The organism is Stenotrophomonas sp. DR822 (assembly GCF_019793815.1).
GTDB lineage: Bacteria > Pseudomonadota > Gammaproteobacteria > Xanthomonadales > Xanthomonadaceae > Stenotrophomonas > Stenotrophomonas indicatrix.
The window spans coordinates 2132252-2151283 of the sequence record NZ_CP081826.1 but is presented as its reverse complement, the minus strand read 5'-3'; the positions used below and the strand labels follow the sequence as shown (position 1 = coordinate 2151283).

18 protein-coding genes are annotated in these 19032 nt (G+C 66.6%); 7 read left to right on the top strand and 11 right to left on the bottom strand.

The genetic code is table 11. From position 1 onward, the window contains the following. Positions 1-69: 69 nt before the first annotated feature. The 3 genes from K5K93_RS09935 to K5K93_RS09925 form a co-directional block, all read right to left on the bottom strand. The gene (locus tag K5K93_RS09935) at positions 70-1473 is read right to left on the bottom strand and encodes a mannose-1-phosphate guanylyltransferase/mannose-6-phosphate isomerase (protein ID WP_222390821.1); all 1404 of its coding nucleotides are present in this window, start codon (positions 1471-1473) and stop codon (positions 70-72) included. 14 nt (positions 1474-1487) lie between these two features. Then, positions 1488-2834 carry a phosphomannomutase gene (locus K5K93_RS09930; protein WP_093818826.1) on the bottom strand — a complete coding sequence of 449 codons (1347 nt, stop codon included), beginning with the start codon at positions 2832-2834 and terminating at the stop codon, positions 1488-1490. Between the two features lie 95 nt (positions 2835-2929). Beyond that, positions 2930-5548 (bottom strand): DEAD/DEAH box helicase, encoded by a 2619-nt coding sequence (locus K5K93_RS09925; RefSeq protein WP_222390820.1) that lies wholly within the window; start codon positions 5546-5548, stop codon positions 2930-2932. Positions 5549-5721: 173 nt separating this feature from the next. Here K5K93_RS09925 and K5K93_RS09920 point away from each other — a divergent pair, with 173 nt between their 5' ends. Genes K5K93_RS09920 through K5K93_RS09910 form a run of 3 tightly spaced genes read left to right on the top strand, consistent with a single transcriptional unit; the run spans position 5722 to position 7722 of the window. Further along, complete coding sequence (locus K5K93_RS09920) at positions 5722-6453, top strand: CoA transferase subunit A (protein WP_222390819.1); 732 nt, start codon at positions 5722-5724, stop codon at positions 6451-6453. 1 nt (position 6454) lies between these two features. Next, entirely contained in the window at positions 6455-7087 is a 633-nt protein-coding gene (locus K5K93_RS09915; protein WP_032976348.1) for a CoA transferase subunit B, read from the top strand. 47 nt (positions 7088-7134) lie between these two features. Next, a complete protein-coding gene (locus K5K93_RS09910; RefSeq protein WP_222390817.1) occupies positions 7135-7722 on the top strand; it encodes an alpha-ketoglutarate-dependent dioxygenase AlkB in 588 nt (195 codons plus the stop codon). Positions 7723-7784: 62 nt separating this feature from the next. On the opposite strand, the gene K5K93_RS09905 is transcribed toward K5K93_RS09910, so the two are convergent. Genes K5K93_RS09905 through K5K93_RS09890 form a run of 4 tightly spaced genes read right to left on the bottom strand, consistent with a single transcriptional unit; the run spans position 7785 to position 11303 of the window. Then, positions 7785-8426, bottom strand: coding sequence for an ABC-type transport auxiliary lipoprotein family protein (locus K5K93_RS09905; protein ID WP_222390815.1), 642 nt, complete (start codon positions 8424-8426; stop codon positions 7785-7787). Next, positions 8423-9349, bottom strand: a complete 927-nt coding sequence (locus K5K93_RS09900) for an MlaD family protein (protein ID WP_093818830.1) — start codon at positions 9347-9349, stop codon at positions 8423-8425. Before K5K93_RS09900 ends, K5K93_RS09905 begins: the two co-directional genes overlap by 4 nt. Before the next feature lie 3 nt (positions 9350-9352). Next, positions 9353-10180, bottom strand: a complete 828-nt coding sequence (locus K5K93_RS09895) for an ABC transporter ATP-binding protein (protein WP_222390813.1) — start codon at positions 10178-10180, stop codon at positions 9353-9355. A 1-nt stretch (position 10181) separates the two neighbouring features. After that, positions 10182-11303 (bottom strand): ABC transporter permease, encoded by a 1122-nt coding sequence (locus K5K93_RS09890; RefSeq protein WP_177177018.1) that lies wholly within the window; start codon positions 11301-11303, stop codon positions 10182-10184. Positions 11304-11395: 92 nt separating this feature from the next. Between K5K93_RS09890 and K5K93_RS09885 the strand changes: the two genes are divergently transcribed. Next, positions 11396-12655, top strand: coding sequence for a threonine/serine exporter family protein (locus K5K93_RS09885; RefSeq protein WP_093818832.1), 1260 nt, complete (start codon positions 11396-11398; stop codon positions 12653-12655). A gap of 131 nt (positions 12656-12786) precedes the next feature. On the opposite strand, the gene K5K93_RS09880 is transcribed toward K5K93_RS09885, so the two are convergent. From K5K93_RS09880 to K5K93_RS09870, 3 genes are all read right to left on the bottom strand, one after another. Beyond that, the gene (locus tag K5K93_RS09880) at positions 12787-13170 is read right to left on the bottom strand and encodes an H-NS histone family protein (protein ID WP_093818833.1); all 384 of its coding nucleotides are present in this window, start codon (positions 13168-13170) and stop codon (positions 12787-12789) included. A 223-nt stretch (positions 13171-13393) separates the two neighbouring features. Further along, positions 13394-15097, bottom strand: coding sequence for a proline--tRNA ligase (locus K5K93_RS09875; RefSeq protein ID WP_222390811.1), 1704 nt, complete (start codon positions 15095-15097; stop codon positions 13394-13396). Positions 15098-15753: 656 nt separating this feature from the next. After that, a complete protein-coding gene (locus K5K93_RS09870; RefSeq protein WP_222390810.1) occupies positions 15754-16131 on the bottom strand; it encodes a DUF4124 domain-containing protein in 378 nt (125 codons plus the stop codon). A gap of 80 nt (positions 16132-16211) precedes the next feature. Between K5K93_RS09870 and pssA the strand changes: the two genes are divergently transcribed. From pssA to rimI, 3 genes are read left to right on the top strand one after another with little or no spacing between them, the layout of a single operon-like run. Continuing rightward, complete coding sequence (gene pssA / locus K5K93_RS09865; RefSeq protein ID WP_025879365.1) at positions 16212-16991, top strand: CDP-diacylglycerol--serine O-phosphatidyltransferase; 780 nt, start codon at positions 16212-16214, stop codon at positions 16989-16991. Beyond that, positions 16988-17500, top strand: coding sequence for a hypothetical protein (locus tag K5K93_RS09860; protein ID WP_222390808.1), 513 nt, complete (start codon positions 16988-16990; stop codon positions 17498-17500). The genes pssA and K5K93_RS09860 overlap by 4 nt, the downstream gene beginning before the upstream one ends. After that, the gene (rimI, locus tag K5K93_RS09855) at positions 17497-17994 is read left to right on the top strand and encodes a ribosomal protein S18-alanine N-acetyltransferase (RefSeq protein ID WP_032952160.1); all 498 of its coding nucleotides are present in this window, start codon (positions 17497-17499) and stop codon (positions 17992-17994) included. The genes K5K93_RS09860 and rimI overlap by 4 nt, the downstream gene beginning before the upstream one ends. Positions 17995-18064: 70 nt before the next feature. Here the strand turns inward: rimI and K5K93_RS09850 are convergent, their stop codons facing one another. After that, complete coding sequence (locus K5K93_RS09850) at positions 18065-18886, bottom strand: EamA family transporter (protein ID WP_222390806.1); 822 nt, start codon at positions 18884-18886, stop codon at positions 18065-18067. Positions 18887-19032 lie beyond the last annotated feature (146 nt).

The window sequence follows — 19032 nt, the reverse complement described above, 5'->3', positions numbered from 1 at the left end:
GCGGATGCACATTACCGCTGCGTTCGCCGGCCATGGGCCGGCGCCACCCGGAATGCAGCGGGTTCCGGGTCAACTCCGCCCGTAGGTATCCTCGAACCGCACGATGTCATCCTCGCCGAGGTAGCTGCCGGACTGCACCTCGATCAGTTCCAGCGGCAGCTTGCCGGGGTTGCGCAGGCGATGGGTCACGCCCAGCGGGATGTAGGTGCTCTGGTTTTCGCTCAGCAGGATCACCTCGTCGCCACGGGTGACTTCGGCGGTGCCGCTGACCACGATCCAGTGCTCGGCACGGTGGTGGTGCATCTGCAGGCTCAGCGTACCGCCGGGCTTGACCGTGATCCGCTTGACCTGGAAACGCTCGCCGTTGTCGATTGAATCGTAGGCGCCCCACGGGCGGTAGACCTTGCGGTGCCAGGTCGCTTCGCTGCGGCCGTCGGCCTTCAACTGCGCCACCACGGTCTTGACCTCCTGCATGCGGTCGGCCTTGCCGACCAGCACCGCATCGTCGGTCTCGACCACGATGACATCATCCAGCCCGACCATTGCCACCAGGCGTTGGCCGTAGGCGTAGGTGTTGCGGCAGTCGATGGCGATCACATCACCCTGGTGCGCATTGCCATCGCCGTCCTGCTGCGATACATCGCGCAGTGCGGTCCAGGAACCGACATCGTTCCAGCCGGCATCCAACGGCACCACCACTGCATCGGCGGTCTTTTCCATCACGGCGTAATCGATCGAATCGGACGGCACGGCAGTGAACGCGTCCTTGTCCAACCGGGTGAAATCGGCATCGCGGCGTGCGCTCTGCCATGCGTCGCGGCAGGCCGACAACATGGCCGGCTGCAGGCGTTCCAGCTCCTGCAGGTAACGCGAGGCCTTGAACAGGAACATGCCGCTGTTCCAGTAGTACTGGCCGCTGGCCACATAGCCGGTAGCGGTGTCCAGATCGGGCTTTTCGACGAAACGTTCAACCGCGCGCACGCCTTGGCCGTTGGCGGCCTTGATGTAGCCGTAGCCGGTCTCCGGGCCGGTCGGCACGATACCGAAGGTGACCAGCTTGCCGGCTTCAGCGGCGCCGGCAGCGGCCTGCACCGCAGCGCGGAACGCGGCTTCGTCGGTGATCACGTGGTCGGAAGGCAGTACCAGCAACAGCGCATCGGCGCCGTCGCGGGTGGCCTCCAGCGCGGCCACGGCAATGGCCGGGGCGGTGTTGCGGCCGACCGGCTCGAGGATGATCGCCGCAGGCTCGGCGCCGACCTGCTGCAGCTGTTCGGCCGCAACGAAGCGGTGTTCCTCATTGGCAATGACCAGCGGACCACGGCTGGCAATGGGCGCCACGCGTCGCCAGGTCGCCTGCAGCATCGTCAGCTCACCGGCCAAGGGCAGGAACTGCTTGGGATACGCTTCGCGCGAGAGCGGCCACAGACGGGTGCCGGAACCACCGGAGAGGATGACGGGCTGGACGGTGTTCATCGGAACATCTCCGCTCAGGCCTTCAACAGTGTGGCGATTTCGTCGGTGCGTGCCTGCATCAGCGCCGCATCCCCTCGAGATTCCACATTCAAGCGCAGCAGCGGCTCGGTGTTGGAACTGCGCAGGTTGAAGCGCCAGTCGCCGAAGTCGGCACTGATGCCATCGGTATGGTCCAGCACCGGAGACTGTGCGGCGAAGTGTTCCATCACGCGGGCCACGGACGCCTTCGCATCGCTGACCTTGAAGTTGATCTCGCCACTGCACGGATAGGCGGCCATGCGGTCCTCAACCCAGTCGGCCAGCGAACGGCCGCTTTCGGAAATGAGCTGGGCGATCAGCAGCCAGGGGATCATGCCCGAGTCGGCGTAGGCGAATTCGCGGAAGTAGTGATGGGCACTCATTTCGCCGCCATACACCGCGTCCTCTGCGCGCATCTTCTCCTTGATGAAGGCATGGCCGCTCTTGCACAGCACCGGCACACCACCCGCCTGTTCGACCATCTCCACGGTGTTCCAGACCAGGCGTGGGTCATGCACGATCTTGCCACCCGGGTTACGGTCCAGCGCCGCCTTGGCCAGCAAGCCGACGAGGTAATAGCCCTCGATGAAGCGCCCGCTGTGGTCGAAGAAGAAGCAGCGGTCGAAATCGCCGTCCCAGGCAATGCCGAAGTCGGCGCCGTGCTGGCGGACCGCCTCGGCCGTGGCGGCGCGGTTCTCCTGCAGCAGCGGATTGGGAATGCCGTTGGGGAAACTGCCATCGGGTTCGTGGCAGATGCGGATGAACTCGAACGGCAGGTGCGGTGCGAGCAGGTCGACGATGGCGCCGGCGCCCCCATTGCCTGCGTTGACCACCAGCTTGAGGGGCTTGAGCTTGGTGCTGTCCACATAGGACAGCAGGTGCTGGATGTAGGCGCTCTTGTCGTGCTCGCTGCGTTGGCCTGCGGTCGGCGGCTGCGGTGCTGCGCTGTCGGCCGCCACGGCATCGGAGATCGCGAACAGGCCGGTATCGGAACTGATCGGCCGGGCATTCTCCTTGACCAGCTTCATGCCGTTGTAGTCCATCGGGTTGTGGCTGGCGGTAACCATCACACCGCCCGCTGCACCGCGATGGTCGGTCTGGAAATAGACTTCCTCGGTGCCGCACAGGCCGATGTCGATCACTTCCCGGCCCGCGCCGCGCAGGCCTTCTGCCAGCGCATCCTGCAGCGCCGGACTGGTCAGGCGCACGTCGTGCCCCACCACCACTGGCCCGGGTGACAACTGATCGGCCAGGGCCACGCCGATCCGGCGGGCGAGGTCTTCGTTCAGTTCTTCCGGCACGCGGCCGCGGATGTCATAAGCCTTGAAGGCGGGCAGGGGCATCGCTGGAATCCTTTGTCAGATCAGTTGGCTAGTGTAATCCCAGCCTTGTATGGGAATCGTTTCCATAGACCCAACGCTGCCTGACCGCCGAAGTGTCACGTGCGGGTGGCCCTGCGTCTGCCTGCCGCGCGTTTGGCCGGCGCGCCGAGGGGAGACAGCAGGGCCTCAAGGTCGGCCGCATCGAATCGTGGGCCGGTTCCGCCACCACCCTCCAGGATCGCGTCGGCCAGGTCGGCCTTGCGCTGCTGCAGCTCGGCGATCCGTTCCTCGACGCTGCCGGCGGTGATCAGCTTGTAGACGAACACCGGCTGTTCCTGGCCGATGCGATGGGCACGGTCGGTGGCCTGGTTCTCGGCGGCCGGGTTCCACCAGGGGTCGAAGTGGATGACGGTGTCGGCAGCGGTCAGGTTCAGGCCCACGCCACCGGCCTTCAGGCTGATCAGGAACACCGGAACCTCGCCCTGCATGAAGCGCTGCACGGGCGTGACCCGGTCCTGGGTATCGCCGGTGAGCTGGACGTAGGGCAGGCTGAGGTCCCGCAGGGCCTGGCCGATCAACGCCAGCATGCCGGTGAACTGCGAGAACAGCAGGATGCGCCGCCCTTCCTCGACCATGGCAGGCAACATCTCGCGCAGCAGCTCCAGCTTGGCCGAACCGGCAGCGCGCGCGGGTGTCCCGCCTGGCAGCAGGCGCGGATCGCAGCAGACCTGGCGCAGCTTCAGCAACGCGTCCAGTACCACGATGTGATTGCGCGCCAGCCCGCTGCCGTTGATCGCATCGCGGACCTGCTTTTCCATCGCCGCACGCACGGTTTCGTATAGGTCGCGCTGGGCGCCTTCCATTGCCACGGTGCGGGTGATGACCGTCTTCGGTGGAAGCTCGGAAGCGACCTGGTCCTTGCGCCGGCGCAGGATGAAAGGTCGCAGCCGCTGGGCCAGCAGCTGTGCACGGCGCTGGTCGCTGCCGCGCTCGATGGGATGGCGCCAGTGCTGGTTGAACTGCTTTTCGCTGCCGAGCAGGCCGGGCAGCAGGAAGTCAAACTGCGTCCACAGCTCGCCCAGATGGTTCTCCAGCGGGGTACCGGTCAGGCACAGCCGATGCCGCGCCTGCAGCGTGCGCAGCGTGGCCGCCGCGCGCGATCTGGGATTCTTCACCTGCTGCGCCTCGTCGAGGATCAGCAGATGGTAGGAATGCGCCTGCAGCGCCGGTTCGTCGCGCCACAACAGGGGATAGGTGGTCAGTATCAGATCATGGGCGGCAATGGCGTCGAACCGCGTGTCACGTGCGGGGCCGTGCAGGGTCAGTACACGCAGATCCGGGGCGAAGCGCGCCGCTTCGCTCTGCCAGTTGTGCAGCAACGAGGTTGGCACGACCACCAGCGCCGGCTTGTCCAGGCGGCCACTCTGCTTTTCAAGCAGCAGATGGGCCAGGGTCTGCAGTGTCTTGCCCAGGCCCATGTCATCGGCCAGCACGCCGCCCAGGCCCTGCTGGCGCAGGTACTGCAGCCAGGACAGGCCCTCGAGCTGGTAGCTGCGCAGCGTCGCGCGCAAACCCTGGGGCGCTGGCACAGCGGTCATCGCCGGGGCGTCCAGCAGGCGCTGCACGCGTGCACGGGTATCGTTGCTGCTGTGCAGCCGTAACTGCGCAGCGTCCTGCAGGGCCTGCAGGCGGCCGCGATCATGCGCCTGCAGGCGCAGCGGTTGCCCACGGTCGCCGAACAGATCCGCAAGCAGCGCGATCACCGGCTTCAGCCGCGCTGCCCGCAGCGCAAGACGTTCATTGTCTGCCGTCGTCAGCAATACGTTCTCGTCATCGCCAATGGCATCCAGCTGGCCGCGCAGCCAGCGCGGATCGGACTGCAGTACACCCTGCAACAGCGGAACCAGCGCAATGCTGCGGCCATCGACGTCGATGGTCAGGGCCAGGTCGAGCTCGTTGCTGTCGGCGGACACCGACCGGACATCCAGGTCGATGTCCTCCACCCGGGTGATGCGGTGGCGGAAGGCGTCGTCAGTCTCGATCTTCCAGCCCAGTGCTTCCAGCCGCAGCACGTCCTCCAGCAGGAAGCGGGTCCAGTCGAAACTGCGCAGCTCGAACAACGGGCCGCCGCCGTCCAGCACGATGCGCGGTTGCCGCTCGCGGTGCAGGTGGACGCTGTGCAGTTCAGCCTCGCGCCGAGCCTCCCCGGCCAGGTCACGTGGCAGCAGGTAGAGCTGGCCCTCGGCGTCGTGCACGAACAGCGAGGGGTCGTCGAGAAAACGCACGTGTTCGTCGTACTCGAACGCGACGGTGGCGACGTCGAGCCATTGCGAGGGGTCACGTTCGGTGAGCCAGGCAGGTCGGTATTCCATGCTGTGCAGATGCAGGATCGGTGTCATCGCCTGGATCTGCAGGGTAGGCAGTATCGGATCGGCGGCCGCACGCAGCGAACCCGGTTCACCCTCCAGTGAGTTCTGCAGTGCGGCCAGCAACACCGCGGCGACATGCTCGCAGTGCGTGCCAGCCGGACAGGTGCAGCGACTCTGCAGGGGGCTGTGCGGGGTGCGGGCGCTGGCATCCAGGTCGATCACCACCTGCCAGCCCTCGACCTGGGCGGTCAGCAGCGGTGACCGGTAGCGCAGTTCGCGCACTGCCGGCACGTGGTGGTTGCCCGTTTCCAGCGTCCCGGCATCCAGCCAGCGGGACAGTTCCCCTCCGGTGAATACTTCGGCCATGCGTCGTCCTGTCCTCTCCATCTACAGCACGCGTTGCCAAGGGCACCGCAAGCGGGGAAACGGACATTCTACGGATTGGCAGCCCGGCATGCCGGTTCATGCTGCGGCGCATCCCAGCCGGCGTCGGGTGTGCCGCTAGAATGGCGGCATTCTCACCGGGTAGGGCAGTAGAGATGCAGCAATCAACTTCCAGCGGCACGCGCAGCAAGCGTTTCGCCTCTGCGGCGCAGGCCCTGCAGGGCGTGGTCGCCGATGGCCAGACCCTGGCCGTGGGGGGCTTCGGCCTGTGCGGCATTCCCGAGGCACTGATCGCCGCGTTGCGCGACAGTGGCGCCAAGGGCCTGACCGTGATCTCCAACAATGCCGGCGTCGATGGCTTCGGCCTGGGCCAGCTGCTGGAAACCCGGCAGATCAAGAAGATGATTTCGTCGTACGTGGGCGAGAACAAGGAATTCGAACGGCAGTACCTGGCCGGCGAGCTGGAGCTGGAATTCAATCCGCAGGGCACCCTGGCCGAGCGCCTGCGTGCAGGCGGTGCGGGTATCCCGGCGTTCTTCACCGCCACCGGTTACGGCACCGTGGTCGCCGAAGGCAAGGAAACCCGCGAGTTCGATGGCAAGCACTATGTGATGGAAACCGCGCTGCGCGCCGACGTTGCCCTGGTCAAGGCCTGGAAGGCCGACGAGGCCGGCAACCTGGTGTTCCGCAAGACCGCGCGCAACTTCAACCCGGCCTGCGCAATGGCCGGCAAGGTCTGCATCGTGGAAGTGGAGGAGGTGGTGCCGGTCGGCAGCATCGATCCGGACCAGGTGCACCTGCCGGGCATCTACGTGCACCGCATCGTGCACAACCCCACCCCTGAAAAGCGTATCGAACAGCGCACCATCCGTGCGGAGGGCAACTGACATGGCATGGACCCGCGATGAGATGGCGGCGCGCGCTGCGCGTGAACTGACCGATGGCGCCTACGTGAACCTGGGCATCGGCCTGCCGACGCTGGTGGCCAACCACATTCCCGAAGGCGTGGACGTGTGGCTGCAGTCGGAAAACGGCCTGCTGGGCATCGGCCCGTTCCCCACCGAGGCCGAGGTGGACGCCGACCTGATCAATGCCGGCAAGCAGACCGTCACCGCACGTGCGGGCGCCAGCTACTTCGGCAGCCATGACAGCTTTGCGATGATCCGCGGTGGCCACGTCAACCTGGCCATCCTCGGTGCGATGCAGGTGACCGACAAGGGCGACCTGGCCAACTGGATGGTGCCCGGCAAGATGGTCAAGGGCATGGGCGGTGCGATGGACCTGGTGGCCGGCGTGCAGCGCGTGGTGGTGCTGATGGAGCACACCGCCAGGAACGGCGAGCACAAGATCCTGGCCGAATGCACGCTGCCGCTGACCGGTGTGGGCGTGGTTGACCGCATCATCACCGACCTGGCGGTATTCGATGTGACCGATGACGGCCTGGTGCTGGTGGAGACTGCGGCGGGTGTGGGCGAGGATGAGTTGAAGGAAAAGACCGGCGTCGCGTTCAAGCGCCGCTGAGCATCCACGGGGCAGCGCGTCGCTGCCCCCCTTTCCCTGAATCTCCCATGCTATTCCCCCACGACCTGCCAGATGCCGACGTCCGCCACCTGGCCGGATGGCTGCCCGCAGCTGAAGCTGATGCCCTGCAGCAGGCATTGGCGCAGGAAATCCCGTGGGAAACCCACCGCATCCGCATGTTCGGCAACTGGGTGGATTCACCGCGGTTGAGCTGCTGGATCGGTGATCCGCAGGCGCGCTACCGTTATTCCGGTGCCGAGTTCGTCCCGCATCCGTGGGCGCCACGGCTGTCCGCGCTGCGTGACCGGCTGCAGGCCGAGGGCGTCGGTCGATTCAACAGCGTACTGCTCAACCGCTATCGCGGCGGCACCGACTACATGGGCTGGCACAGCGATGACGAGCCCGAGCTGGGGCCGGCGCCGCTGATCGCTTCGTTGAGCCTCGGCGCAGCCCGTCGCTTCCTGCTGCGCCGCCGCGATGACACCACGCGCAAGGCGGAATTCCTGCTCGGTCATGGCGACCTGCTGCTGATGGGCGGCGCCACCCAGCGCCACTACCAGCACGCGCTGCCGAAGATGGCACGGGTGCAGGGCGAACGCATCAACCTGACGTTCCGCTTGATCCATCCGCGTTGACCGGGGTTCGCCGGGCATGGCCCGGCGCTACCAGGAACCGGTGGCGTGCGAAACCGGCAACCTCAGCGCTTCAGCGCCTGCTTGTCATTCTGCCCGCTGGTCAGCGTCCAGCCCACCACGTCCTGCGCCACCTGCTGCAGGCCACGCTCGAAGGCGGCGGCTACTGCCGACACCTCGGTGCTGCCCACCGGCTGCAGCTGGCGGAAGGTGCGGCCGGCGACCACGCGCTGGTTGCTGACGTCGATCAGCTTGGCGTTGATCTCGATGACGACCGTCGGCGTCGCCTGGCCCTGGTAATCCGATTCGAAGCGACGGATGTCGGTGGACAGCTTGTAGTCGGCGCGGATGCCGGCGGCAACGCGGGCCACGCCGTGGATACGGCCGGAATCCTCGAAGCCGCGCAGCAGGGTGTCTTCGATCATGTCGGTGGCCGGTTGCGCCCAGCTGGCGCCCTTGTAGATCTCCAGCTCCGACGGCGTCGGCCGCACGTTGATGCGCGGGCTGTCGACCATGCGCGCGGCGCTGGGCTTGGCCAGCACCAGCTGCCAGTCGGCCTGCGGCCAGCTGGGGTCGACCTTGACCTGCACTGCCGGCGAATACAGGGTCACGGGGTTCTTGTCGCTGCTGCCGAGGATCGAGCAGCCACCCAGCAGGGTGGCCAGCGACGCTGCAATCAGCAGGCGCGAAAGGGTGGTCGGGCTCATTTGGGTTCGAACTCCTTCGGTGCGTCGCGGCCGAGCAGGTAGCGTGCGGGATTGTTCTCGAGGCGGTCGCTGACCCGGCGCAGGTCGCGGATCAGGCCACGCAGTTCACCCAGCGTCGGGCCGAGCTGGCCCAGGCCATCATTGGCGAAACTGTTGATGGCGGCGCGGTTCTCGCCAAGGATCGAATCGGCATTGCCGGCGGCCGAATCAAGCTTGGCCAAGGTGGCGTCGAGCTTGTCGATGATGCCCGGCAGCTGCTGCACCAGGTTCTTGTCCAGGCGCTCGATGGTGCCGTTGGTGGTCTTCAGGGTGGTGTCCAGACTGCGTGCTGCATCGCGCGCGCTGAGCAGCAGCGCCTGCGTACCCTGGTCACGGTCGGCAAGGCCGCCGCTGATCGTCTCCAGGTTGGCCAGCGTCGCGTTGATCGAGGCGACGTTGCGGTCGCTGAGGATCTGGTCCATGCGCTCGACGATGCGGTTGGCCACGTCGGTGATGTTCTGCAGCGCCGACGGCGTGGTCGGGATGATCGGTGCCGGGTCCTTGTTGACCGTGGTCAGCGCCGGCGACTGCGGCGTGCCGCCGCTGAGCTGGATGATCGACGGGCCGGTCAGGCTGGTGATCGCCAGCTTGGCGCGGGTATCGGTCTTGACCGGCGTGGTCGAGTTCAGGCGGATGCGTGCGACCACCTGGCGCGGGTCATCCGGGACCAGGTTCAGTTCGGTGATCGAGCCCACCGCGATGCCGTTGTACTGCACCGGGCTGCCGACCGACAGGCCGGTCACCGCTTCGCGGAACACCACCCGGTATTCCTGCCAGGTGCGGTCGGAGGAGTACTTGGCGGCCCACAGGCCGAAGGCCAGCAGGGCCAGGCCGGTGATCAGGGTGAACGCGCCGATCAGCACGTAGTTGGCTTTTGTTTCCATGGCTCAGGCACTCTCGATCTGTTCGCCACGCGCAGCGCGTGCGCGGGGTCCGTGGAAGTATTCCTGGATCCACGGATGATCCAGTTTCTCGATGTCCGGCAGCGGCGCATTGGCTACCACCTTGCGGTCGGCGATGACCGCCACCCGGTCGCAGATGGCATACAGCGTGTCCAGGTCGTGGGTGATCAGGAACACGGTCAGCCCCAGCGCTTCCTGCAGGGTCTTGATCAGGCGGTCGAACGCCGCCGCACCGATCGGGTCCAGGCCGGCGGTGGGCTCGTCCAGGAACAGCAGGGGGGGATCCAGCGCCAGCGCACGTGCCAGGCCGGCGCGCTTGCGCATGCCGCCGGACAGCTGCGAGGGCAGCTTGTTGATGGCATCGGCGGGCAGGCCGGCCAGTTTCACCTTCAGCAGTGCCAGCTCGTAATGCCAACGCTCGGGCAGTTCGCGGTAGTGTTCCTTCAGTGGTACCTGCACGTTCTCGCCGACGGTCAGCGACGAGAACAGGGCGCCGTCCTGGAACAGCACGCCGGTGTTGCGCTCGATGTGCAGGCGGCTCTCGGGATCGTCGGCGCGCGCATCGCGGCCGAGCACCTCGATCTGCCCTTCATCCGGCACGCGCAGCCCGAGGATCGAGCGCATCAGCACCGATTTGCCGGTACCCGAGCCGCCCACCACGCCAAGGATCTCGCCACGGCGCACGTCCAGGTCCAGCCCTTCATGCACGGTCTGGCTGCCAAAGCGGTTGACCAGCCCGCGCACGCGGATGGCCAGGTCGTGGCCGTCGTCGTCCTGCATGGGCACGTCTTCGGGGATCGGATGCGTGCTCATGTCACCAGTCCATGTGCATGAACCACAACGCCGCGAAGGCGTCGATGATGATCACCAGCGAGATCGTCTGCACCACGCTTGACGTGGTGCGTTCGCCGACCGACTGCGCGGTGCCTTCCACCTTCAGGCCTTCCAGGCAGCCGATCAGGCCGATCACCAGCGCGAACACCGGTGCCTTGGACAGGCCCACCAGCATGTGCCGCACTTCCATCGTTTCGTGCATGCGCGCGATGTACATCTGCGGCGGGATGTCCAGGTCGAACGCGCCGACAGTGATGCCGCCGGCCAGGCCAGCGACCATCGCGATAAAGGTCAGCAGCGGCAGGGTCAACAGCAGCGCGACCAGGCGCGGCAGTACCAGCAGGTCGATGGGGTCGAGCCCCAGGGTGCGCATCGCATCGATTTCCTCGCGTGCCTTCATCGCACCGATCTGCGCGGTGAAGGCACTGGCGGTGCGGCCGGCCAGCACGATCGCGGTCAGCAGCACGGCGAACTCGCGCAGGAAGGCGATGTTCACCAGCTCGACCACATAGATCTCCGCACCGAAGTCGCGCAGGATGGTCGAACCGAGGAAGGCGATCACCGCGCCGACCAGATAGGACAGCAGCGCCACCAGCGGCACCGCATCCAGCCCGACCTGTTCCATCTGGTGCACGGTCGCGGTCAGGCGGAAACGTCGAGGTTCCTTGACCAGGCGCGCACCCTTGACCAGGTTCTCGCCCAGGAAGCTGCACAGTGCCTTGATGTTGTGGCCGGTGGCATGGACGCTGACACCCAGCCGCTCCAGTGCGGCCAGCACGCCGAAGTCACGCTTCGGCTTCGGGCGGTCGTCGGCTACTTCTTCAATGGTGCACACCAGCGCCTGGTGGTCCGGGCGGAACTGCAACGCGTCTTCGCTGAGGTCAGCGCGATGGGCGACGCGCAGCACCTGCAGCACGCCGGCCGAGTCGAGCAGCTCGATGCCGGTGGCGTCGATGCCGGTCAGCTTGTCCGGAACGCCACGCAGCACTTCGGCCGCGGCCAGGGCGGTCTTCAGGGTCCAGTGGCCGGACAGCCGGATCAGTCCCGGATCCTGAGCGTCCTGTTCGAGCTGGGGGGCGTGGGTCGGGGTCATGGGGGCCATTCGGGTCGCAGCATAACCGTTCTGAATTGCACGTCGCGTCGAACCAGGATGAATTTCTCCAGCAGAGCCTGACGTAGGTAATACTACGGCGCATGTCCGCAGATGCTCACACGATCCCCACGCCCCAGGCCACCTACGCGCAGCGCGTGGCCTTCGTTTCCGAGATCGCCGGCCGCCTGCACAGCTATGGCACCACGGCCCAGCGCCTGGAAGCGGCGGTGGTTGCATTGGCCCGGCAACTCGATCTGGATTGTGAACCTTGGTCGAACCCCACCGGCATCATCCTCAGTTTCAGCGATCCGGCACAGGCCATCGGCTCCAGCGACATCACCCGGGTGATCCGGCTGGCGCCGGGCGAGAACGACCTGCACAAGCTCAGCGTGGCTGACGGGATCGCCGAAGAAGTGGCCAACGGCCGCATGAGCATCGCCCAGGGCCACACCGCGCTGCGCCAGCTGGACAAGGATCCGGGCCGGAGCGGCAAGCTGCGCACCATCCTGTCCTTCACCCTCGGTGCGGCCGGCGTGGCGGGCATGTGGAAGCTGCCGTGGCTGGACATCGCCACCGCCGGCGTGATCGGCCTGTTGATCGGCCTGCTCGGCATGGTCACCGACAAGCGTCCGGCCAGCCGGGAAGCGGCCGAAGCGCTGGCGGCGCTGCTGGCCGGCCTGGTCGCCACCGTGGTTGCCACGTTCGTGGGCGCCCTGAATCTCAACACGGTGATCATCGCCTCGCTGGTGGTGCTGCTGCCGGGCATGTCCCTGACCAATGCGGTCAATGAACTGGCCAGCCAGCACTGGGTGTCCGGCACCGCGCGTTTTGCCGGCGCGCTGACCACGATCATGAAGCTCAGTGTTGGCGCGATGATCGCGGTGACCCTGGCCGATGTGCTGGGGCTGGACCCGATGATCCGAGCCTCGCGGCCACAGGGGCCGTGGGTGGAGTGGGGCTCGCTGCTGACGGCGGCGTTCGCTTTTGCGATGTTGTTCAAGGCCAACCGCCGCGACTATCCGTGGGTGATCGCCGCCTCGGTGGCCGGCTACGCGATCTCCAAATTTGGTGGTCATGCCTGGGGGACGCCGGCCGGCATCTTCCTGTCGGCGATGCTGCTGACCGCCGGCGGCAACCTGTTCGGGCGCGTGGTCGGCCGCCCCGGTGCGATCATCCGCCTGCCGGGCATCATCATGATGGTGCCCGGCAGCACCAGCCTGCGCGGCGTACTGACCCTGGTCCAGCAACAGGACGTGGGCGCGGGCCAGAGCGTGTTCCTGACCGTGTTGAACGTGGTGATGGCGCTGGTCGCCGGCCTGCTGTTCGGCAACCTGTTGATGCCGGCGCGCAAGACGCTGTGACCAGGCGGTAGCGCTGGGCCATGCCCGGAGGATCGGGAAACCAACCGCTGCGATCGCCGGGCATGGCCCGGCGCTACCCCAAAAAAAACGCCGGCTTTCGCCGGCGTTTTTCATTCCCGATGCAGCCGGCCTCAGGCCTTCTTGATCAGGAAATCTTCCGGCTTCTTGCTGCCCTTGGCGGTCAGCTCGGCCATCCAGCGCGGCTGCTTGCCACGACCGGTCCAGGTTTCCTTCGGGTTGGCCGGGTTGCGGTACTTCGGCGCAACCTTGCCCAGCTTGCGGCCGGCAGCCTTGGACGGGGCCTTGGTGGCCTTGGCGACCTTGCGCGCGCGCGGTGCGGGCTCACCACCGAACAGTTCCTCGATGGTGTAACCCTCGGTCTTGGCCAGCTTGCTCAGCTGGGCACGCACCTTGGTGATCGGGCGACGCTTGGCGACGATGGTCTGCTGCTTCTTGGCTGTGCGGATCAATGCGCCCAGCTCACGTGCAGACAGGCCGGTCAGGTCGATGCTCATCAACGATTACTCCAGAAACTAATTTAGGGACAGGGACGAGCCGGTCCGTGGCGTCGCAGGACAGAGTAATGAGGAATTAATCCCAGCACAAACAGTTGCGGTCACCGTCTGTCGGCTGGCTGGCCCGGTTGCGACCATTTTGACCGGATTATGTCCGTTGCGGTTTTCCCGGCGCGGCCAGCCGCTAAAAAAAAGACCGGGGTATACCCCGGTCTTTTTCCGATCAGCCCTGCAGGCGCTGCAGCAGGGTGGCCTTGTCCAGGCTCTCCGCTTCGGCGGCGCGACGCGAGCGGTACTCGAAGGTGCCTGCGGCCAGGCCGCGCTCGCTGACCACCACGCGGTGCGGGATGCCGATCAGTTCCATGTCGGCGAACATCGCGCCCGGGCGCAGGCCGCGGTCGTCCAGTGCGGCATCCAGGCCGGCATCGCGCAGCTCCCGCAGCAGAGCTGCAGCTGCATCGGCCACGCCTGCGTCGCCCTTCGGATTGATCACGCAGACCACCACCTGCCACGGCGCCATCGCGTCGGGCCAGATGATGCCGGCGTCATCGTGGTTCTGCTCGATGGCTGCGGCGACCACACGCGAAATACCGATGCCGTAGCAGCCCATCGTCATCACCGCGGCCTTGCCATTCTCGTCCAGCACGGTGGCATCGAGCGCCTTCGCATAGGTGCGGCCCAGCTGGAACACGTGGCCGACTTCGATGCCGCGGGCGATCTTCAGTTCGCCGCCGTCCAGCGCACGATCACCGGCGCGCACGTTGCGGATATCGGCCACTTCCGGTTCGGCCAGGTCGCGGCCCCAGTTGACGCCGGCCAGGTGGAAACCGGCCTCATTGGCACCGACGACGAAGTCGGACATCGCCGCCACTTCGCGATCGGCGACCACGCGGATCGGCTTGGCCGGTGCAACCGGACCGAGGAAGCCCGGCACGCTGCCGAGGTATTCGGCGATCTCTGCTTCGCTGGCAAAACGCTGCTCGTCCAGGCCAGCAACCTTGCCCAGCTTGATCTCGTTCACTTCGTGGTCGCCACGCACCAGCGCCAGGACGAACTGCTGCGCCTTTCCTTCGCCGGCGATCAGCGCCACCGACTTCACCGTGCGCTGCAGATCGATGCCCAGCAGCGCGGCGACGTCTTCGCAGGTCTTCTGGGTCGGGGTCTCGACCTTGCGCAGCGCTTCGCTGGCCGCGGCACGCGCGGCCGGATCAGCGGCAATGGCCGCTTCCATGTTGGCCGCGTAGTCCGAACCGGTGGAGAACACCAGCGCGTCTTCACCGGAGTCGGCGATCACGTGGAATTCCTGCGAAGCGTCACCGCCGATCGCGCCGGAATCGGCCTGCACCATGCGGAAGTCCAGGCCCAGGCGGGTGAAGATGCGGCTGTAGGCTACCTTCATGTTTTCGTACTCACGCACGAGGTCTTCGTCGTGCAGGTGGAACGAGTAGGCGTCCTTCATCAGGAACTCGCGCGCACGCATGACACCGAAGCGCGGACGGATCTCGTCGCGGAACTTGGTCTGGATCTGGTAGAAGTTCACCGGCAGCTGCTTGTAGCTGGACAGTTCGCTGCGCGCGAAATCGCAGGCCGCTTCTTCGGCGGTGGGGCTGTAGCAGAAGGTCTGTTCCTTGCGGTCCTTGATCTTCAGCAGCTGCGGGCCGAACTTCTGCCAGCGACCGGTCTGCTCCCACAGTTCCTTCGGCTGGATGGTCGGGATCTGGAATTCCACGGCACCGGCGCGGTCCATTTCCTCGCGGACGATGCGTTCGACCTTGCGCAGCACGCGCAGGCCCAGCGGCGACCAGGTGTACAGGCCGGATGCGAGCTTGCGGATCATGCCCGCGCGCAGCATCAGCCGGTGGCTGGTCAGCTCGGCGTCGCTGGGGGTTTCCTTGGTGGTGTGCAGGTGGAACTGGGAGAGGCGCATCGTCGGCTTCGGATTACGGCAGAGATACCTATTCTGCCAGCCCGGCCGGGGGAGGGGTATCGGCCGGGCTGCGCCCGGCACCCGCGGTAGTGCCGGCCGCTGGCCGGCAACCTAAACAGCAACAGCAACGGCAGCGTCAAAAGCGGGTATTCCGTGGGATGGCGGGGTGGGTCCGGTTGCGGGGGCCGCTGCAAGTACGTCCATGTAAGCTCGGTCGCCGCATCCATGCGGCTCACGCCCCCGCAACCGGACCCACCCCGCCTTCGACAGATTTCTGCGATCTGCCGGAATGGCATGGCCTGCTCTTGGTGGGTGGCGACCTTGCTCGACACGTAGATCCACGCCATGCGTGGATGCTTTTCGTCCCGATTTCGAAATATTCGATTTCGATGGAGATTCATCCACGCATGGCGTGGATCAACCCACCGTCACCGGGAACCTGTCGAAGGCGGGGCGGTGTGGGTGGGCAGGACCGTTGGCGCCATGGATGGCGCCATCGAGCCCCCAGGGATGGGTTTACGGCGTGTCCTGCACACCCACACCGCCCCGCCAAACCAAAGGAAAACCCAGAGCCGGCTGTTGCTGTTGCAGTTGAGGTTGCCGGCCAGCGGCCGGCACTACCGCGGATGCCGGGCGCCGCCCGGCCGATCCCCCCCTCAACCCGCCGGGGGGCAGTACGCCTTGATCGTCGCCTCGGCCAAGCCTTTCTGGGTGCCGCGTTGTTCGGCGGTGAGCGCGGCATCGGCCTTGCCGTCGCCATCGGTGTCCTGCATCACCGGGCCGCCACCCTCAAGCAGCGCCAGGTTGGCCCGCGCGGTGGTGCACTCCTTGGACACCGGCACTGCACTGGCCGCCTCCACTTCTTCCGCCATCGGTGTCCTGGCCTGGGCACGGGTCTCGTACTTTGCCCCGGCCGGCGGCGTTTCCGAATACTGGGTCACGCCCTTGGCATCCTTCCACTTGTAGACAGGGCCGGCCAGCGCAGTGTTACTGGCCAACAGCAGCAGGCAACCCAGGCAGGACAGGGCACGCATGGCAAACTCCGCAGAATGGGCGTAGAACGCCGATTGCAGCATTGGCGCCGAGCGCTGGCAAGTCGATTAAACTGGATTCCATGGACCCGATCACACCGCCGCCGCGCTCGCGCACGATTTACCTGCTGCCCAACCTGTTCACCACGGCTGGGCTGTTCTCTGGTTTCTACGCCATCATCGCCGCGGCCAACGGGGATTTCGTCAATGCCAGCATCGCCGTGTTCGTGGCGGCGGTGATGGATGGTCTCGACGGCCGTGTCGCGCGCCTGACCGGTACCAGCAGCGAGTTCGGCGTGCAGTACGACTCGCTGGCCGATCTGGTCAGCTTCGGCATGGCGCCGGCCCTGGTGATGTATCACTGGTCCCTGTCGGAACTGAAATACGACGGTGAGCTGGTCGGTCGCCTCGGCTGGGCGGTGGCGTTCCTGTACGCCGCCTGCGCGGCGCTGCGCCTGGCGCGCTTCAATACCCAGGTGGCCGTGGTCGACAAGCGCTGGTTCGTTGGCCTGGCCAGTCCGGCTGCCGCCGGCCTGATGATGTCCTTCGTCTGGGCCTTCGCCGATGGCACGCTGGGCTGGAACGGCAACGAGCTGCGCTTCGTGGCGTTGGCGGTGACCCTGGTCGCCGCACTGTTGATGGTCAGCCGCATCCGCTTCTGGAGCTTCAAGGGCGGCGCGGCCAAGCAGGGCGCGCGCTCGGACCGTGTCCCGTTCCTGGTGCTGGCACTGGTGCCGATCGCCATCGCCATCGCGGTGATCGACCTGCCCCGCGTGCTGTTTGTCGTCGGCATCCTGTACGCCCTGTCAGGCCCGGTGATGTGGGGCGTGCAGCGCCTGCGCAAGAAGCCCGAGGCGGCGTGAGCCAGGACCTGCCCGTGTTGTGGTCCCCGGCCCAGCAGGCATGGCTGCTGGCCATGGGCTACACCGTCTATCACGACGGCCAGTTGGCCGCCGAAATGGACGCGGCACTGCAGCTGAGCGTGGCTGAAGCCACGGCATCGGCAACCGTGCCGGTCGAGGCGACGCGCGCGGCTCCGCCCTCGATGCAGCACGCACCCAGCCAGCGCGGCGCGGCGCCGGAGCCTCGGCCCGAGCGCGCGCCACCACGCACTGCCGTGCCGGTAGCGGCGCCGGACACCGTCCCGGCTGCGGCCCGTCCGCTGCCCACCGGCAACGCGCGCCAGCCGCTGGTGCGCCTGCCTGACCGCCTGCAGATCGCGCTGTTGCGTGCCTCGGGTTGCAATCCCAACGACCCGGCCACACAGGCACTGATGGACAGCTGGCCGCTGGAGCAACTGCGTCGCGACCCTGCTGCCAAGCGCGCGTTGTGGCCGCAGCTGCGCGCGCTGCGCAAGGGCGGAACCGCATGAGTGCGGTCAGCCAGCCCGGGCCGGTGGCGCTGCGTGCGCTACGCGAGAGCGATCTCAACGCGGTGATGGCCATCGAAGTGCGTGGCTACCCCTATCCCTGGACCCGCGGCATTTTCCTGGATTGCCTGCGTGCCGGTTACCCCGGCCTGGCCATGGAGCGCGATGGCCTGTTGATCGGCTATGGCGTGCTCAGCCTCGCTGCCGATGAGGCACATGTGCTGAACATCTGCATCGATCCGCTGGTGCAGTCGCGTGGGCTCGGCCGCCAGTTGCTGCGTGCGCTGGTCCGCCTGGCCGGTGATCGAGGCGCGCAGCGGGTGTTCCTGGAAGTGCGTCCGTCCAATACCCCGGCGTTGGCGCTGTATCACAGCGAAGGCTTCAACGAGATCGGCCGGCGCCCCCGCTACTACCCTGCTGCGCAGGGGCGCGAAGATGCGCTGGTGATGGCGATCGAACTGGTGGACGGCGAGCTGGAGACAATGCCGCCGTTGTAATCGGCGTCGCGTGGCCGCTGCGTTCGCCGGGCACGGCCCGGCGCTACCGATGAATCTCCGTACGCCGTTCTCATGCCAACCGCAGCGCCAGCACGCCAGCCACGATCAATGCTGCCGCCATCCAGCGTGCACGCGGTACCCGCTCGCGCAGCAGGAACACCGAGATCAGCAGCGCGAACAGGATCGACGATTCGCGCAGCGCCGACACCATTGCCACCGGCACCTGGGTCATCGCCCACAGCGCCATCGCATACGAGGCTGTGGTACCGATGCCGCCGGCCACGCCCAGTGGCCAGTGCCGGCGCGCATACGCCAGCAGCTTGCCGCGCTGCCGATGCAGCGCCCACAACGGCAACGGAATGCCCGACAGCAGGAACAGCCACAGCGTGTAGCTCAGCGCATTGCCGGACAGTCGGGCGCCTTGCGCATCGACCAGGGTGTAGGTGGCGATCATCGCCGCCGTCAGCAACGGCAGCCGCAGCTGGCCGCCACGTGCGCCGCGGGCCATGCACAGGATGCCGCCACTCACCAGGAGGACACCGAGCCAGGCCGACGGCGGCAGGCGTTCGCCGAGCACGGCGCCGGCCAGCGCAACGAGGATGGGCGCGCAACCACGCATCATCGGATACGCCAGGCTCATGTCGACCTGCTGGTAGCAGCGTGCAACCAATGCGTAGTACGTCACCTGCAGCAGCACCGAAGCGCCCAGCCACGGCCAGCTTTCCGCGGCGGGGAAGGGTAGCCACGGCAAGACGAGCGCAGACAACAGCGCAGCGCTGCCGGTGACGAGCACCGTGCCGAGGAACTTGTCCGGCCCGCGTTTGACGATCGCGTTCCAGCTGGCGTGCAGTGCGGCGGCGGCGAGGACCAGCAGGAAGATGGAAAGCGGCATCAAGCGATGATGCCACGCGTGGCAAAAGGAAACGCCGGGCATTGCCCGGCGTCGACCTCGAGAATGTGCCAACCAGGGTTGGTGCTTTGGCAGGTGCCAACCTTGGTTGGCATATCACAGCGGTGCGGACCAAGGTCCGCACCTAC

Coding starts and splice junctions, on each gene's coding strand:
- K5K93_RS09935 (WP_222390821.1), bottom strand. CDS start 1,473: ATGAACACCGTCCAGCCCGTCATCCTCTCCGGTGGTTCCGGCACCCGT.
- K5K93_RS09930 (WP_093818826.1), bottom strand. CDS start 2,834: ATGCCCCTGCCCGCCTTCAAGGCTTATGACATCCGCGGCCGCGTGCCG.
- K5K93_RS09925 (WP_222390820.1), bottom strand. CDS start 5,548: ATGGCCGAAGTATTCACCGGAGGGGAACTGTCCCGCTGGCTGGATGCC.
- K5K93_RS09920 (WP_222390819.1), top strand. CDS start 5,722: ATGCAGCAATCAACTTCCAGCGGCACGCGCAGCAAGCGTTTCGCCTCT.
- K5K93_RS09915 (WP_032976348.1), top strand. CDS start 6,455: ATGGCATGGACCCGCGATGAGATGGCGGCGCGCGCTGCGCGTGAACTG.
- K5K93_RS09910 (WP_222390817.1), top strand. CDS start 7,135: ATGCTATTCCCCCACGACCTGCCAGATGCCGACGTCCGCCACCTGGCC.
- K5K93_RS09905 (WP_222390815.1), bottom strand. CDS start 8,426: ATGAGCCCGACCACCCTTTCGCGCCTGCTGATTGCAGCGTCGCTGGCC.
- K5K93_RS09900 (WP_093818830.1), bottom strand. CDS start 9,349: ATGGAAACAAAAGCCAACTACGTGCTGATCGGCGCGTTCACCCTGATC.
- K5K93_RS09895 (WP_222390813.1), bottom strand. CDS start 10,180: ATGAGCACGCATCCGATCCCCGAAGACGTGCCCATGCAGGACGACGAC.
- K5K93_RS09890 (WP_177177018.1), bottom strand. CDS start 11,303: ATGGCCCCCATGACCCCGACCCACGCCCCCCAGCTCGAACAGGACGCT.
- K5K93_RS09885 (WP_093818832.1), top strand. CDS start 11,396: ATGTCCGCAGATGCTCACACGATCCCCACGCCCCAGGCCACCTACGCG.
- K5K93_RS09880 (WP_093818833.1), bottom strand. CDS start 13,170: ATGAGCATCGACCTGACCGGCCTGTCTGCACGTGAGCTGGGCGCATTG.
- K5K93_RS09875 (WP_222390811.1), bottom strand. CDS start 15,097: ATGCGCCTCTCCCAGTTCCACCTGCACACCACCAAGGAAACCCCCAGC.
- K5K93_RS09870 (WP_222390810.1), bottom strand. CDS start 16,131: ATGCGTGCCCTGTCCTGCCTGGGTTGCCTGCTGCTGTTGGCCAGTAAC.
- pssA (WP_025879365.1), top strand. CDS start 16,212: ATGGACCCGATCACACCGCCGCCGCGCTCGCGCACGATTTACCTGCTG.
- rimI (WP_032952160.1), top strand. CDS start 17,497: ATGAGTGCGGTCAGCCAGCCCGGGCCGGTGGCGCTGCGTGCGCTACGC.
- K5K93_RS09850 (WP_222390806.1), bottom strand. CDS start 18,886: ATGCCGCTTTCCATCTTCCTGCTGGTCCTCGCCGCCGCCGCACTGCAC.